The sequence below is a fragment of the Marilutibacter chinensis genome, from assembly GCF_021725675.1.
In the GTDB taxonomy this organism is placed as follows: Bacteria; Pseudomonadota; Gammaproteobacteria; order Xanthomonadales; family Xanthomonadaceae; genus Marilutibacter; species Marilutibacter chinensis.
In genome coordinates, this window is sequence record NZ_JAKJPO010000007.1 from 152,921 (window position 1) to 167,846 (window position 14,926).

At 67.1% G+C, this 14,926-nt stretch carries 13 protein-coding genes; 6 read left to right on the plus strand and 7 right to left on the minus strand.

What is annotated here, in order from left to right:
* Positions 1-2: 2 nt before the first annotated feature.
* The 3 genes from L3V18_RS11945 to L3V18_RS11955 form a co-directional block, all read right to left on the minus strand.
* On the minus strand, positions 3-4,433 hold the full coding sequence (locus tag L3V18_RS11945; RefSeq protein WP_237055152.1) for an RHS repeat-associated core domain-containing protein: 4,431 nt from the start codon (positions 4,431-4,433) through the stop codon (positions 3-5).
* Positions 4,434-4,662: 229 nt separating this feature from the next.
* The gene (locus tag L3V18_RS11950) at positions 4,663-5,793 is read right to left on the minus strand and encodes a PilT/PilU family type 4a pilus ATPase (protein ID WP_237055154.1); all 1,131 of its coding nucleotides are present in this window, start codon (positions 5,791-5,793) and stop codon (positions 4,663-4,665) included.
* Between the two features lie 168 nt (positions 5,794-5,961).
* Complete coding sequence (locus L3V18_RS11955; RefSeq protein WP_237055156.1) at positions 5,962-6,999, minus strand: type IV pilus twitching motility protein PilT; 1,038 nt, start codon at positions 6,997-6,999, stop codon at positions 5,962-5,964.
* Positions 7,000-7,212: 213 nt separating this feature from the next.
* On the opposite strand from L3V18_RS11955, the gene L3V18_RS11960 reads away from it, so the two are divergent.
* The 3 genes from L3V18_RS11960 to L3V18_RS11970 all read left to right on the plus strand — a co-directional run bounded on the left by L3V18_RS11960 (position 7,213) and on the right by L3V18_RS11970 (position 9,611).
* Positions 7,213-7,929, plus strand: coding sequence for a YggS family pyridoxal phosphate-dependent enzyme (locus tag L3V18_RS11960; protein ID WP_425493518.1), 717 nt, complete (start codon positions 7,213-7,215; stop codon positions 7,927-7,929).
* Between the two features lie 273 nt (positions 7,930-8,202).
* Positions 8,203-9,051 (plus strand): pyrroline-5-carboxylate reductase, encoded by an 849-nt coding sequence (proC, locus tag L3V18_RS11965; protein ID WP_237055158.1) that lies wholly within the window; start codon positions 8,203-8,205, stop codon positions 9,049-9,051.
* The gene (locus L3V18_RS11970) at positions 9,051-9,611 is read left to right on the plus strand and encodes a DUF4426 domain-containing protein (RefSeq protein ID WP_237055160.1); all 561 of its coding nucleotides are present in this window, start codon (positions 9,051-9,053) and stop codon (positions 9,609-9,611) included. Before proC ends, L3V18_RS11970 begins: the two co-directional genes overlap by 1 nt.
* Before the next feature lie 292 nt (positions 9,612-9,903).
* On the opposite strand, the gene L3V18_RS11975 is transcribed toward L3V18_RS11970, so the two are convergent.
* Both L3V18_RS11975 and pdxH read right to left on the minus strand, forming a co-directional pair.
* Positions 9,904-10,698, minus strand: a complete 795-nt coding sequence (locus L3V18_RS11975) for a cobalamin-binding protein (RefSeq protein WP_237055336.1) — start codon at positions 10,696-10,698, stop codon at positions 9,904-9,906.
* A gap of 11 nt (positions 10,699-10,709) precedes the next feature.
* A complete protein-coding gene (gene pdxH, locus L3V18_RS11980; RefSeq protein WP_237055162.1) occupies positions 10,710-11,312 on the minus strand; it encodes a pyridoxamine 5'-phosphate oxidase in 603 nt (200 codons plus the stop codon).
* Positions 11,313-11,329: 17 nt separating this feature from the next.
* Between pdxH and L3V18_RS11985 the strand changes: the two genes are divergently transcribed.
* Positions 11,330-12,142 (plus strand): kinase, encoded by an 813-nt coding sequence (locus L3V18_RS11985; RefSeq protein WP_237055164.1) that lies wholly within the window; start codon positions 11,330-11,332, stop codon positions 12,140-12,142.
* A gap of 18 nt (positions 12,143-12,160) precedes the next feature.
* Here L3V18_RS11985 and L3V18_RS11990 read toward each other — a convergent pair whose 3' ends face one another.
* Positions 12,161-12,364: a dodecin family protein gene (locus L3V18_RS11990; RefSeq protein WP_237055165.1), complete on the minus strand. Its 204-nt coding sequence runs from the start codon at positions 12,362-12,364 to the stop codon at positions 12,161-12,163.
* 151 nt (positions 12,365-12,515) lie between these two features.
* Between L3V18_RS11990 and L3V18_RS11995 the strand changes: the two genes are divergently transcribed.
* Both L3V18_RS11995 and aroB read left to right on the plus strand, forming a co-directional pair.
* On the plus strand, positions 12,516-13,058 hold the full coding sequence (locus L3V18_RS11995; RefSeq protein WP_237055167.1) for a shikimate kinase: 543 nt from the start codon (positions 12,516-12,518) through the stop codon (positions 13,056-13,058).
* A complete protein-coding gene (gene aroB / locus L3V18_RS12000; RefSeq protein WP_237055169.1) occupies positions 13,055-14,158 on the plus strand; it encodes a 3-dehydroquinate synthase in 1,104 nt (367 codons plus the stop codon). The genes L3V18_RS11995 and aroB overlap by 4 nt, the downstream gene beginning before the upstream one ends.
* Before the next feature lie 41 nt (positions 14,159-14,199).
* Here aroB and L3V18_RS12005 read toward each other — a convergent pair whose 3' ends face one another.
* Complete coding sequence (locus L3V18_RS12005; protein WP_237055171.1) at positions 14,200-14,877, minus strand: hypothetical protein; 678 nt, start codon at positions 14,875-14,877, stop codon at positions 14,200-14,202.
* Positions 14,878-14,926: the final 49 nt, after the last annotated feature.

Sequence of the window (14,926 nt, forward strand, 5' to 3'; positions counted from 1 at the left end):
AGTCACCCTCCTACAAGATAGCCAAATAAGGCCACCAGGGCTGCGCCAACTACCGCACCGGCCGCCGCCGCCTTAGAACCCGGACTCATTTCAGGCATCTCTGGTGCGGTTCGTCGTTGCTCCTGATCGCGCGACGTCTGCCCACTAAATCCATTTCGAAGCGCGCATTCCCGAATGTGTCTAGGAGCGTCATCCCAAGTTCCGCCATGCGAAGGCTTTCCGAACTCACCACACTCTCCTGACTCGCCTTTGCATTCCCAATGTAAATGCCTTGTCCTTTGGCCGGTATTTCCATCAAAGGTAAAGTCGATACGAATTCGGCACCCCTTTCCGCAGTCGATCCAGCGACCGCTGACATGGTCAACGAGTCCTAGTGGATCGGCATGCTGCAAGGAGCTCGACCGCACATAGGCGTAGGTCGAGACACCTCCAGAAAGCCCTATCGGATCCGACTGCGAATACCGTCCCGTCCCTGCCTCGTAATCCCGGAAGTAGTTGTAGTTCAACCCGCTTGCCGCGTCGTAACGCTGGCCGGGGAAGCGCATGTCGAGGACGAACGCGGTGCTGTCGCCGTCAGGATCCTGGCTCGGGGCGCTGTTGCCGAACGCCTCGCTGGCGATGTCCCAGGTCCAGACCGCGACGTCGCGCTGGGGTTCGATCACCGCGCGCGGGGTACCGAGGTGGTCGGGCTCGATGTAGTGCAGGCGGTTGGCGGTTGTCGCGATACCGCTGAGCAGGCCCACCGGCAGGTCGTCGAGCCAGATCGCCTGCTGCTTCGGGGCGCCGCTGGCGTCGTAGTCGCCGACCCAATGGCCGGCTTCGTCGTAGACGCTGTAGGTGACGTCGCTGCCCAAGTGGCGATGCACACGCTCGCCGCGGCCGTTGTAGCCATAGTTCATCGTCACCGCACCGCCCTGCTTGACCGCGCTCAGGCGGTTGGCGGCGTTGTAGACGTATTCGCGGGTAGTTCCGATCGTGGTGGTGTTGCCGACCGCGTCGTAGCCGCGGGCCACGCCCGCGACCGCGCTGAGTCGGTGACTGTCGGTCGGATAGCTGTAGGCCTGGGTACCGCCGGCATTGGTGAAGCTGGTGCGGTTGCCGGTGGCGTCGTAGCCGTAGCTCTCGATCGTGGTGTCGGTGGGGCCGTCGCGGAACGCGGTCAGCCGGCTCAGCCCGTCGTAGTCCAGACGCACCCGCGGCGGCTCGGCACGGTCGGCGCCGTGCAGGCTGGTCAGGTTACCGACCGGGTCGAAGCCGAAGCCCAGGTCCAGGCCGCCGCCGCCGCTGGTGGCCGAGCCCGTGCCGGTGCTCAGGATCGACTGCGGGCGGTAGTCCAGGTCCAGCGTGCGCGACAGCGTGCGGCCGTTGCCGTAGGTCCAGGCGCCGACCGGGCCGAACGGGTACCAGCTCGCGTTGCTGAGCAGCACCTCGCGGCTGCCACCGGGCGCGGTGACGCCGATCTCGCTGGTCCGACCCTGGCCGTCGCGGACGTAGTCGACCTCGGTGCCGTCCGGGTAGGTCATCCGGCTGAGCTGGCCGGCCTTCGTGTAGACGTAGCGCAGGGTGAAGGGCTGGCCATCGGTGACCTGGACCTTGCGTACCAGCTGGCCGAAGCGGTCGTAGCAGTAGTCGGTGTGGCCGCTGCCATCGCTCATCCGGCTCAGGCGGCCGATGGCGAAGGTCTCGCCGGTCGCGCAGCTGGTCTGGACGGTGTCGTAGGCGTAGGCGACGTCCAGGCTGCTGTCGCTGTAGCTCACCGAGGTCAGGCGGTTCAGCGCGTCGTAGCCGTATGTCGTGGTCTCACCGCGCGCGTCGGTCTGGCCGGTGCGGTTGCCGGCGGCGTCGTAGGTGTAGGTGGTGATACCGGTATCCGGGCTGTCGAGCTGGGTCAGGTCGCCGAAACCGTTGTAGCTGTAGACGGTGTCCAGCCCCTTCGGGTCGGTGACCTTGGTGAGATTGTCGAGCGCGTCGTATTCGAACGCGGTCGCGGCCTCGATGCCGCCGACGTCCTGCAGGGTGCCGATCAGCCGGTTCAGCGGGTCGTAGTCGTTCTGCATCACCCGGTCCAGCGCGTCGGTGGTGGTCTTCAGGTTGCCGTTGGCGTCGTACGTGAAGTCGGTCGGGTTGGCGCCGGCATCGGCCTGGGTCGCGAGCTGGCCGAGCTGGTTGTAGACCCGCGACAGGGTGCGCTTGACGGCGTCGTTCTCGCCCAGCACTTCTTCCTTGATCCTGTTGCCGGCGTTGTCGAGGGTGTAGTGCAGGCGGTTGCCGTCGGCATCGACGATGTCGGTCAACCGGTGTGCGGCGTCGTAGACATAGGAGGTGAAACTGCCGTCGGGCAGGGTCACGCTGCTGACCAGGCCGGTCGGCAGGTAGGCGATGGTGGTGATGCGGTCGTCGGCCTCGGCGGTGTCGTCGCTGCCGCGGACCTTGCGCGCGGTCATCCAGCCGCGCGGGTGGTACTCGAAGTCGGTGACGACGTCGTTGGCGTCCCTGACCGACAGCACCCGGCCGGCGCCGTCGTAGCGCAGGGTCTCGGTGACGTGGCCGAGCGCGTCGGTGACCTTCCACAAGTCGCCCTTGCGCCAGGCGCAGGTCGTCGGCGAGATCGCGCAGTCGGCGTGGTCGGCGGGGTAGTACTGGTAGCTGGTCAGGTCGCTGACGTCGGTGCGGGGGCCGTCTACCGACAGGAGGTTGCCGATGCGGGCGCAGGTGCCCGCAGCAACTCCCGGAGCCTCGCAGTACGAGAAATTCGTCGTCCTCGATTCACTGCTGATCGTATCGGTAACGGTGCTGGAGGAGACCCGCCAGATATCGTTATAAGTGATGGCTTCATATTTGAGTATCTCCCCCGTGCTTCCGTAGTGATCAATCCGTACGGGCCGAGGCAGAAGTGCGTCCTTGGTTACAACCTCACCTCTTAAAGGCCCGGCCGCCTGCGCTGCCTGAACGTCCGAGGGGCACGACGCCATCGTCGCGTCAAAGACAAAGTGCGCGGTCCTGAAACGCTGCACCGGATCGTAATAGCTGCACTCGGTAATCGCATCATCACGTCTCATCGCGACATTCGAGCGATTGTCGTAACCGAGCTGTACGGTTGAATGCACTTGGCCATCGAGCAGCTTCTCGACCAGCACCGGCACCCGCATTCCATAGCGGCTCTCGAAGGTATAGCGTGTTTCACCGCCAACGGGGTTGACTACTGTGGCGGTCAAACCATAGTTCGCATAGGAGATGCTGTACGCGTCAAGCCCTTCAGCTTTCTCCGTATGGGTGTATTTGTATCCTGAATCATAGGAGAAACTCGCAGTCGCTACCCCATTCTCGCGAACCTCTACGAGATATGGGTTGTTGCCAGAGACATTGTAAACAAATTCCTTGAATTCACCGCCCTTCAGAACACCAACGAGGTGCCCTTTGTCGTTGTACTGGTAGCCAAAAACGGCACCATCCGGAGCGGTGATACTGTCGATCAGACCGTTGCTCAAGACATAGTTGATATGGATGGAACGGCCCATCTCATCAACTATAGATTCGATGCGTCCGGCATCGGAACGCACGTACCTGGCGACATCAACATTGCCGAACGACTCCCTGACGATCCTGCCTTTATCGTCATAGTGTTCGCTCTGCCCATCGGGACGCGAAAGTACCCAGCGTTCATCACCGGCAGGTCCCAGATCGACCAGCAAATAACCATCCATGTCGGCCTCCGACACCCACTGGCCGGCACCGCTATCGACAAACGGGATGGTCGTTCCGTCTTCCCGGAAGGAATAGATCACTCCCTGCGACTGAGGCAGCGCATGCTCATCAGGCAGCGACAGCTGCCGGGTCAGCCTGGACGTCCAGTTCCTGCCGTGAAGATTATCGATCGACTCGGGCGAAAGCGGTACCGACCTGTATGTCTTCCTCAATGCAAAGCCGGGCGTAATCTGATCGATATCAATCTCAAGCTTCGACTGCTGATTGCAGACGATTGGATTTCCTGCGTGAACGCACTGCTTGATGGGCTTGTTGTCCACCACAACCGGCGAGTCGTACCTGCGACAGAACCCGCCATTCTTCATGTAGTTATATCCGGATGGACATACAAGCTTTCTGTTCACCCAGTTGGCCCGAAACTGACCGTATCTAACATTACCCGACGCCTCATCCGTCTCGTCGTAATAGCATCCGACCCCCAACTCGGGATGCACCGCGAACTTCGCGTTCGCGTACGTCGTGCCATGATTTTCGCGGGAGTTGTAGTTATCCCCGACACGACGACAAGCCTCATCTCCATTAGAGAACAAGTACCCCGATATGGCCACCTGAGGTTTGTATGCGGTGGAAGCAGGAATGTCCCGGTTCTGAGCACTCACCTGACCAGGCGCGACCAGGGCGAGCACCCCGAACATCAGGGAATAACACGAACACAACAAAAACCTCATAATTCAATCCTTGAACTTTTCATCAAGATGCATGAAGGACGATGTCCGCATCGAGTCGTGACGCGTCATCGCGGCAGGACCGTAACGCGGCCAAGATGCCATGTTTCGATTGCATGCAAAAGCATAAGCGGCCGGACAAGGCACGCTCGTCCGACCGCTTCAGCATTTCGCCTATTGGACTGATGCTGCCCGGGCGCCAACGTCGGGGCAGCCTGTCTAAGACGACTGGCTACCGCGCCTCCGCCACCTCAACCCCATCCAGCCCCTGCGCGAGGGTCTGGGCGTCGCCGCCCTGGGCGAGCTTGATGCGCAGTCGGACTTCGTTCTGCGAGTCGGCGTAGCGCAGGGCGTCCTCGTAGCTGATCTCGCCTGCCTGGTAGAGCTCGAACAGGCTCTGGTCGAAGGTCTTCATGCCCAGCTGGACCGAATCCTTCATCACTTCCTTCAGCTTGTGGATCTCGCCGTCGCGGATGTAGTCCTGGACCAGCGGGGTGCCGAGCAGGATTTCCATCGCGACCCGGCGCGCCTTGCCGTCCGGGGTCGGCACCAGCTGCTGGGCGACGACGCCCTTGAGGTTCAGCGACAGGTCCATCAGCAATTGCTGGCGGCGGTCTTCGGGGAAGAAGTTGATGATGCGGTCCATCGCCTGGTTGGCGTTGTTCGCGTGCAGGGTGCACAGCACCAGGTGGCCGGTCTCGGCGAAGGCGATGGCGTGGTCCATGCCTTCGCGGGTACGCACCTCTCCGATCATGATCACGTCCGGCGCCTGGCGCAGGGTGTTCTTGAGCGCGTTCTCCCAGCTGTCGGTGTCGATGCCGACCTCGCGCTGGGTGATGATGCAGCCTTCGTGCTTGTGCACGAACTCGATCGGATCCTCGATGGTGATGATGTGGCCGGTCGAGTTGTTGTTGCGGTAGCCGATCATCGCCGCCAGCGAGGTCGACTTGCCGGTGCCGGTGGCGCCGACGAAGATGATGATGCCGCGCTTGGTCATCGCCAGCGTCTTGATGATCGGCGGCAGGCTCAGTTCCTCGACGGTCGGGATCTTGGTCTCGATCCGGCGCAGCACCATGCCGACCTGGTTGCGCTGGTAGAAACAGCTGACGCGGAAGCGGCCGACGCCGGCGACGCCGATCGCGAAGTTGCACTCGTGGGTCTTCTCGAACTCCTCGCGCTGCTGCGGGCTCATCACGTTGAGCACCAGGTCGCGGCTCTGCTGCGGGGTCAGCGCGTTCTGGGTGATCGGCGAGATCTTGCCGTGCACCTTCATCGACGGCGGCATGCCGGCGGTGATGAAGAGATCCGACGCCTTCTGGTGCGCCATCAGCTTGAGGAAGGAGGTGAAGTCGATCGTGCTCATGGGTGTACTCCCGGGACTCGGGACTCGGGACTGGCGACTCGGCAAGGCCGTGAGCCCTGCGTCCGCCGCGATTCCCGTCGGTCACCTGTCCATCTGCTTTGAATCAAACCCGTACCGTGTACGTCATCGTCTTTGCGGGTCCGGAATCCGGAGCCGCGAGTCCCGGCATCAATCGAACAGCCGCTTGTCCTTCGCGTATTCGCGGGCCTGCTGGCGCGCGACCAGGCCGCGCTTGACCAGGTCCTGCAGGTGCTGGTCGAGGGTCATCATTCCGTGCTGCTGGCCGGTCTGGATCGCCGAGTACATCTGCGCGACCTTGTCCTCGCGGATCAGGTTGCGGATCGCCGGAATGCCGACCATGATCTCCCACGCCGCGGTGCGGCCGCCGCCGACCTTCTTCAGCAGCGCCTGGCTGATCACCGCGCGCAGCGATTCGGACAGCATCGAGCGCACCATCGGCTTCTCGCCGGCCGGGAACACGTCGATGATGCGGTCGATGGTCTTGGCCGCCGAGCTGGTGTGCAGGGTGCCGAACACCAGGTGGCCGGTCTCGGCGGCGGTCAGCGCGAGGCGGATGGTTTCAAGGTCGCGCAGCTCGCCGACCAGGATGTAGTCCGGGTCCTCGCGCAGCGCCGAGCGCAGCGCCTCGTTGAAGCCATGGGTGTCGCGGTGCACCTCGCGCTGGTTGATCAGGCATTTCTGCGAGGTGTGGACGAATTCGATCGGATCCTCGACCGACAGGATGTGCGCGTACTCGTTCTTGTTGACGTGGTCGAGCATCGCCGCCAGCGTGGTCGACTTGCCCGAACCGGTCGGGCCGGTCACCAGGATCAGGCCCTGCGGCTGGTCGATCAGTTCCTTGAAGATGCGCGGGCAACCCAGGTCCTCCAGGGTCAGCACCTCGGAGGGAATCGTACGGAACACCGCACCGGCACCGCGGTTCTGGTTGAACGCGTTGACGCGGAAGCGGGCCAGGCCGGGAATCTCGAACGAGAAGTCGACCTCGAGGAATTCCTCGTAGTCGCGCCGCTGCTTGTCCGACATGATGTCGTAGACCAGCGCGTGCACCTGCTTGTGGTCCAGGGCCGGGATGTTGATCCGGCGGACGTCGCCGTCGACGCGGATCATCGGCGGCAGTCCGGCCGACAGATGCAGGTCGGATGCTTTGTTCTTGACCGAGAACGCCAACAGCTCGGCGATATCCATGCGTGCTCCCCCGCACTACTGGTCGGCCCCTGTCAGGCGCCGTGGAATGGAACGATACTACCCCTGCGGGGCAGTATAGCCCCGGATCGACGACGCAAATCCAGCGTCGACCGCCAACTGCGGCATGGGTCGCAAAGCGACCCGTCGACGCCCTTTTCCGCTTCGACGCCCACCTCGCCCCCCACTTCAACCACGACTCCGACGGCCCCTACCGTGCACGCGACCCCACTGCACGCCACGTTGTGCGATACCCTGCAACGTATTGATAACGTGGCACAAAGCCATCGCCGGCCAGCGCCACGACTGCTGACGGTCAGCAAGACCCAGCCGGCTCGTGCGGTCGCCGGGCTGGCCACCGCCTTCACCGAGCTCGACGCCGACGGGATTCCCGCTTTCGGCGAGAACTACGTTCAGGAAGCGGCGGCGAAGCAGGCTGAACTGGCGACGATCGCCGGCGTCCCGCCGATCGAATGGCACCTGATCGGCCACCTGCAGTCGAACAAGGCGCGCGAGGCCGCGACCCTGTTCGATTGGGTCCAGACCATCGACCGGAGCAAGCTGATCGCCGCCCTCGCCCGCCATCGCCCTGCCGGCCGCACGCCGTTGAACCTGCTGATCCAGGTCAACATCGACGACGAGGCGGGCAAGCACGGCTGCCGGCCGGACCAGGTTGCCGCGCTGGCGGCGCAGATCGCCGGACACCCGAACCTGCGCCTGCGCGGGCTGATGGCGATCCCGGCGCCGTCGCCGGACGACGCGGTGCGCCGGCAGGCGTTCGCGGCGATGCGCGAATGCTTCGAGATCCTGCGCTCCGCTCATCCCGACGTCGACACCCTCTCGATGGGGATGAGCGACGACTACCCGCTCGCGATCGCCGAAGGCGCGACGATGGTGCGGATCGGGACCGCATTGTTCGGGAAGCGGGGCTGAGGGCCGAGGACTGGCAGCCCGCGGTCTTTTGTAGGAGCGTGAGCCGCGAGGAGCCTTCCCATGAAAGCCCGTCGCGGCTCACGCCGCTCCTACGGGGTTCGCGGGGTTTCACCCGGGCAAACCCAGGGCACAGCCCGCGATTGCGATCGGCCTGGGGCCACGGATCTACGCGTTGGCGTTCATCCCGGGTGCGCTCCGCTTGACCGGCCTGAAGACCGAGGGCCGCCGTGGCCTTGTTATCCTCGCTTTCCCGAACTGCCGCCCTCCGTCTCCATGTCCACTCCCGGTTCTCAGCCCCCGGCCCTCGATTCCCAAGCCATCGCCTTCATCGGCGGCGGCAACATGGCCCGCAGCCTGATCGCCGGCCTGGTCTCGCGCGGCACGCCGCCCGGCTCGATCCGTGTCGCCGAGCCGGTCGAGGCGCTGCGCACCGCGCTGCACGCCGACTATGGAGTCGCCACCTTCGCCGACGCGTCCGAAGCGACCGCCGGTGCCCCGGTCTGGGTGTTCGCGGTCAAGCCGCAGGTGATGCGCACGGTCTGCAAAACGGTGGCCGACGCCGCAGCGGCCGACCCGTTGATCGTGTCGATCGCCGCGGGAATCACTTCGACCCAGCTCGACCGTTGGCTCGGCGACGGCCGTGCGGTGGTGCGGACGATGCCGAACACCCCGGCCCTGCTCGGCGCCGGCATCACCGGGCTGTTCGCGAACCCGCGCGTGGACGCCGACCAGCGCACGCTGGCCGAACGCATACTCGCGACCGCGGGCGAAACCGTCTGGATCGCCGACGAGGCGCTGATGGATGCGGTGACCGCGGTCTCCGGCAGCGGTCCGGCCTACGCGTTCCTCCTCGCCGAAGCGATGCAGGCGGCCGGCGAGGCCCAGGGCCTGCCGGCCGATACCGCCCGCACGCTGGCGGCGCAGACCCTGCTCGGCGCCGCCCGGATGCTGGTCGAGTCCGGAGAATCCGCCGAGGTGCTGCGCAAGCGGGTGACGTCGCCCGGCGGCACCACCCAGGCCGCGATCGAGACCTTCGAGGCCGGCGGCTTCCGCGCCCTGGTCGCCGACGCGATCGAAGCGGCGACCCGGCGCGGGCGCGAGCTGTCGGCGGCCAACGACTGATGGCGGCGTTTCCGGTGGTGACGACGGTACCGCTTCCGTCCCGGGCACGCACCGGCTTCGCCCGCAGCGCATTGCATGGCCTGTTCGCCCTGACCGTGCTGCCGCTCGCGCTGGCCGGCTGCGGACGCGAGTCGTCGACGCCGCCTGCGCAGCCGCACGGGCAGGTAATGGAAGAGGCGACGGTGCGCGCCGGCGACGTCACCGTACGCGCCAGCGTGGTCCCGACCCTGCGCGTGGGCGAGGCGGTGGCGCGCCAATACGGCATCGAACGCGGCCCAGGCCGGGTGCTGGTGCTGGTCGGCGTCCGCCAGGGCCCGGAGACCGGGGAGATCGCGCTGCCGGCGCAGGTCACCCTGGAAACCGCCGACCTGCGCGGCGTCTCCGAACGGCAGGTGCTGCGCGAAGTACGCAGCGGCGGCCCCCCGGAGCAGGCGCTGATCGACTACGTGGGCACGGTCCGGGTGACGCCGCCGGAGACCCTGCGCTTCGACATCCGGGTCGAACGCGCGGGCGAGGCGCCGATCCGCCTGCAGTTCAGCCGCGACGTGTTCCCGGATTGAGCCGCACGCAGGCATGAAGGCGCAAATGCGCCGCCACGGATTGCGCCGATGAACACGGACAAGGCGAGGGCCTGGTCAACGGACTCCGTGTTCGTCCGCGTGATCGATGGCTGTCGCTTTTCTTCCACCAGACATCGAGCCTTGAGCCGAGGGGCTGGCTGCTCACGGCCTTCGCAGGAACAGCGTGAGCCGCGATGCAGCCTCCCCACGAAAGCCCGATCGCGGCCCACGCTGCTCCTACGGGGGGACGATGTGTAGCCTGGCGCGCGTGATCGGCCGAATCAGAAGAAACTCAGGACCGTCGCTCCGCCCAGCGCTGCACGATCGCCGCCAGCGCGCGCACGCCGTCGGTCAGCGCAGCCGGGCCCGGCTGCAGGATCAGTGGCGACTTGATCTCGTGCAGCTCGCCGTCGCGCACCGCCGGAATCGCGTCCCAGCCGGGGCGCGCGGCGACTTTCCCGGGCTGGAACTTCTTGCCGCACCAGGAGCCGACGATGATGTCAGGCGCCCGCGCGACCACCTCGCGCGGATCCTCGAGGATGCGCTGTTTCGCCAGCGGCTCGGCCGCGCGTTCCGGGAAGATGTCGTCGCCGCCGGCGATGCGGACCAGCTCGGCGACCCAGGCGATCCCGGTGATCGGCGGCTCGTCCCACTCCTCGAAATAGACGCGCGGCCGCCGCGGCAGCGTCGCCGCCTCCGCGGCGATCGTCTCCAGGCCGCGCCGCAGCTCTCCGGCCCAGGCATTCGCGCGTTCGCCGGCCCCGACCAGCGCGCCGAGCCGGCGGATGTAGTCGAGGATGCCGTCGACGCTGCGGTGATTGCTGATCCAGACCTCGATCCCGTGGCGGACCAGCTCGGCGGCGATGTCGGCCTGGATGTCGGAAAAGCCGATCACGAAGTCCGGGCGCAGCTTGAGGATCTCGCCGATCTTCGCGCTGGTGAACGCGCTGACCTTCGGCTTCTCCTTGCGTGCGATCGCCGGCCGCACGGTGAAACCGCTGATGCCGACGATGCGGTCCTGCTCGCCGAGCGCGTACAGCGTCTCGGTCGGCTCCTCGGTCAGGCAGACGATGCGGCGGGGGCCGATCACGTCGGCGCTCAGGGGTACAGCATGCGACGCGACCACTCACCGGCGCGGTCGCATTCGTAGAGCTGGCGCTCGTGCAGGCGGAAATCGGCGCCATACCAGAACTCGATCGTCGACGGGCGCACGCGCAACCCGGTCCAGCGTGCCGGGCGCGGCACGTCGCGGCCGTCGAACTCCTGCTCGACCCGGGCCAGGCGCTGTTCGAAGACCTCGCGGCCTTCCAGTGTTTCGGACTGCTTCGAGGCCCAGGCACCGAGCTGGCTGCCACGCGGCCGACTCGCGAAGTAGGCGTCGGCCTCGGCGTCGGATACGATCTCGACCGCGCCCTCGATCCGCACCTGCACGCCGTTGCGCACCCGCGGCCAGTGGAACAGCAGGGCGGCATGCGGGTTGGCCTGCAGCTCGCGGCCCTTGCGCCCGTCCAGGTGGGTGTAGAACACGAAGCCGCGCGCGTCGTGCGCCTTCAGCAGCACGATGCGCGCCGACGGCCGGGCGTCGAGTCCCGCGGTGGCCACGGTCAATGCGGTGGGGTCGGGCTCGGCGGCGGCCACGGCTTCCTCGAACAGTCGGTCGAAGGTGGCCAGGGCTTCGGTCAGCAGGGGTGAGGTATCCATCGCGCTATTGTGGAGCGATGGCGCGAACGCTGCATCCCCCTGCCGCCGGTTTCCAACCGGACTTCGTCGCCGGCGTGCTCGACGATGCGCTGGCGAGCGGCGCGCGGGTGTACGCGATCGCCGGGCTGCAGGGCACAGGGAAATCGACCCTGGCCGCCCAGGTCGCCGCGCTTGCGCGATCGCGCGGGCTGCGCTGCGCGACGCTGTCGATCGACGATTTCTACCTCGGCCGTCGCGATCGGCAGCGGCTCGCACGCGAGGTGCACCCGCTGCTGGCGACCCGCGGCCCCCCGGGCACGCACGAGGTCGGACTGGCGTGCGCGACGCTCGATGCCATGCGCGCAGGCCTACCGGTTCGCCTGCCACGTTTCGACAAGTTGGCCGACACCCGCCTGCCGCCGTCGCGCTGGCGCCGTTGCGATGCGGTCGACCTGGTGCTGTTCGAAGGCTGGTGCCTGAAGACTCCGGCGCAGGCGGCGGCTGCGCTGGTCGCGCCGATCAATGCGGTCGAGCGCAACGAGGATCCGGACGGCCGCTGGCGCCGCTGGTGCAACCGGGCACTTGCGCGCGACTACCCCGCGCTGTGGTCGCGGCTGGACCGCCTGCTGTTCCTGCAGCCACCGGGTTTCGAGGCAGTGCCGGAGTGGCGCTGGCAACAGGAGCAGGCGATGCGTGCCGCGCGTCCGCGGCGCATCGGGATGAGCCGGGCGCAGATCGTCCGCTTCGTCCAGTTGTACGAACGGGTCAGCCGGCACGCCCTGCGCACCCTGCCCGGCCTGGCCGAGCGCACGGTGCGCCTGGACGGACGGCGCCGGCCGCTGGGCGGCTGAGCGTCGGCGGCTCCACGCCTACTCGACGACGAAAGTCACCCGCAGGTTCACCCGCCACTCGGTCACGTTGCCATCGGGCGAGGTCACGACCTTGATGTCGCTGACCCAGGCACCCTGGATGTTCTTCACCGATTCGCTGCACTTCTTCAATCCGTTCTTGACCGCATCCTCGACGCCGACGCTGGACGCGGCATTGAGCTCGATGACCTTGGCGATGGACATGGCAGGCTCCTTCTGGACTGGCCGGGCGACATCGCCCGAGCCGCCTACGCTACGCGTGCGTCCGTTAAGCCGGCGCAACATCCGTCGCCCACGCAGGGCAGGAGCGGCGACCTCCGGTCGGAGAATCGGAGACAGGCTCTACAATCGGCGGATGAATCCCGCACGCAACCTGATCCTGGTCGGCCCGATGGGGGCGGGCAAGACCTGCATCGGCCGTCGCCTGGCCGGGCATTACGGGCTGCGCCTGGTCGACGCCGACCACGAGATCGAGCGGCATACCGGCACCACCATCGCGACGATCTTCGAATGCGAGGGCGAAGCCGGCTTCCGCGCCCGCGAGCGGTCGATGCTGGAGACGCTGCTCCGCGACGATGGCCTGCTGCTGGCGACCGGCGGCGGCGCGGTGCTGGATCCGGACAACCGCGAGTTGCTGCGCATGCGCGGCTTCGTCGTCCATCTGCGGGCGACGCCGGCCCAGCAGCTCGAACGGCTGCGCCACGACCGCAGCCGCCCGCTGCTGGCGCGGCCCGATCGCGAGGCGGTACTGCACGAGATGGCCGCGACCCGCGACCCGCTGTATGCCGAGGTCGCCGACCTCGCCTTCGATACCGACACCCTCGGCGCCGCCGATGCCGCACGCCGGCTGCAGCACGAGCTCGACCGCCACTGGCAACGCACCGGAGCGACCGCATGACCGCCACCCAGACCGTCCACATCGGCGGCACGGCCCCCTACACGGTGACGATAGCGCCCGGTCTGATCGACGACGGCGCCGCACTGACCCGGGCGCTGCGCGGCCGCCATCTGCTGCTGGTCAGCGACGCGCACGTCGCACCGCTCTATGCCGACCGTGTCGAAGCCGCGGCACGCGCGGCGCGACCCGGGCTGACGACGGCTCGCTATGTGATGCCCGCGGGCGAGCATGAGAAGACCCTCGCCCGCTTCGGCGAATGCGTGGATGCGCTGGCTACGCTGGGCGCGACCCGCGACGCCGCGGTGCTCGCGCTCGGCGGCGGCGTGATCGGCGACCTGGCCGGGTTCGCCGGTGCCTGCTGGATGCGCGGCATCGACGTGATCCAGGTGCCGACCACCCTGCTGGCGATGGTCGACTCATCGGTCGGCGGCAAGACCGCGGTCGACCTGCCCAGCGGCAAGAATCTGGTCGGCGCGTTCCATCCGCCCCGTGCGGTGGTCGCCGATACCACCGTTCTGCGCAGCCTGCCCGACCGCGAGCTGCGCGCCGGCCTGGCCGAGGTGGTCAAGTACGGCGCGATCTTCGACGCCGGTTTCCTCGACTGGCTGGAAACGCATGTCGATGCGCTGCTCGCACGCGACGACGCCGCGGTCGCCGAGGCGGTCGCGCGCAGCTGCCGCTACAAGGCCGACGTGGTCGAGCGTGATCCGCTCGAACACGGCGATCGTGCGCTGCTGAACTTCGGCCACACCTTCGGCCACGCGATCGAGACCGAACAGGGTTATGCGGGCACGAGCGGCGACGGCCTCAACCATGGCGAAGCGGTCGCGGTCGGCATGGTGCTGGCGGCGCGGCTGTCGGCCAGGCTCGGCCTCGCCCCGGCGGCCGATGCGCAGCGCCTGCAGGCGTTGCTGCAGCGATTCGGGCTGCCGGTCGAAATCCCCGTCGGGCTGTCGCCGGAGGCGCTGCTGACGCGCATGCGGCTGGACAAGAAGGCCGACGCGCAGGGTCTGCGCTTCATCCTCTGGGACAAGGCCGGTGCGGCACGGATCGTGGCCGGCATCGCCGACGAGGCGGTGCTGGCGACGCTGACGGCCTGATCGCCCCGGCCGGCTCGGCCCATCGGTCCAGCCCCGGTCGCTCAGGGCCAGCCGACGGCGTGGCGCAGGTACTCGACGTGGCCGTCGAGCAGGCCGGTGATGTAGACCGTGGTCAGGATCGGGTGATCGCCCCAGACCTCCGCCGAACGGGTATTGACCGGATTGACCCCGGCATCGCGCTGCACGTACTGCACCGGCGGGTTGCCCGGCGCGCCGACATTGTTGGCCAGGCCCAACGCCCAATGCTCCCAGGTGCGGTAGAGGTCGGACGCCATGACGATCGAGTAGCTCGTCGGCGCGGTGCCGTTGTTGGCCGACAGGGTCAATCCGCCGAGGATCATGCACAAACGCGCGAGCGCGCCGGTGATCGCCTGCCGGGCGGCGTCGTTGCCGGGGGCGTTGTCGTCCGCGGCGGTGGCGGCGTTGTCCGCGACCACCTGCGCCTGCGCGGTGGCGGCCGGATTGGCGAAGGTGTCACGCACCCACGCGACGAAGCCGGGGTTGTATGCGATCTCCTCTTCCTCGGCGTCGTAGACCCAGGCCTGGTCGTAGATCGACGGCGGTGTGTTGTCGGCATGGCCGCCGGGGCCGCCGAACAGGGCGAAGCCCCAGCATGGCGCATCGGGATGGGGATCGGGCCAGGCCTGATCGAGCTCGGTGCCGGCGCCGAGGTCGTCGCTGGCAAGTCCTTGCAGTTGGGCATCGGTGAGTTGCGGCATGGGATCGGCTCCTTGTCGAGGTTTCGGCGGCGCGCCCTCCATCCCGAAG

Excerpts from the sequence above, each read along its gene's own strand:
- pdxH (WP_237055162.1), bottom strand. The coding sequence starts at position 11,312 with ATGGATACCTCACCCCTGCTGACCGAAGCCCTGGCCACCTTCGACCGA.
- L3V18_RS11955 (WP_237055156.1), bottom strand. The coding sequence starts at position 6,999 with ATGGATATCGCCGAGCTGTTGGCGTTCTCGGTCAAGAACAAAGCATCC.
- L3V18_RS11950 (WP_237055154.1), bottom strand. The coding sequence starts at position 5,793 with ATGAGCACGATCGACTTCACCTCCTTCCTCAAGCTGATGGCGCACCAG.
- L3V18_RS11990 (WP_237055165.1), bottom strand. The coding sequence starts at position 12,364 with ATGTCCATCGCCAAGGTCATCGAGCTCAATGCCGCGTCCAGCGTCGGC.
- L3V18_RS11985 (WP_237055164.1), top strand. The coding sequence starts at position 11,330 with ATGGCGCGAACGCTGCATCCCCCTGCCGCCGGTTTCCAACCGGACTTC.
- L3V18_RS12005 (WP_237055171.1), bottom strand. The coding sequence starts at position 14,877 with ATGCCGCAACTCACCGATGCCCAACTGCAAGGACTTGCCAGCGACGAC.
- L3V18_RS11995 (WP_237055167.1), top strand. The coding sequence starts at position 12,516 with ATGAATCCCGCACGCAACCTGATCCTGGTCGGCCCGATGGGGGCGGGC.
- proC (WP_237055158.1), top strand. The coding sequence starts at position 8,203 with ATGTCCACTCCCGGTTCTCAGCCCCCGGCCCTCGATTCCCAAGCCATC.
- L3V18_RS11945 (WP_237055152.1), bottom strand. The coding sequence starts at position 4,433 with ATGAGGTTTTTGTTGTGTTCGTGTTATTCCCTGATGTTCGGGGTGCTC.
- aroB (WP_237055169.1), top strand. The coding sequence starts at position 13,055 with ATGACCGCCACCCAGACCGTCCACATCGGCGGCACGGCCCCCTACACG.
- L3V18_RS11970 (WP_237055160.1), top strand. The coding sequence starts at position 9,051 with ATGGCGGCGTTTCCGGTGGTGACGACGGTACCGCTTCCGTCCCGGGCA.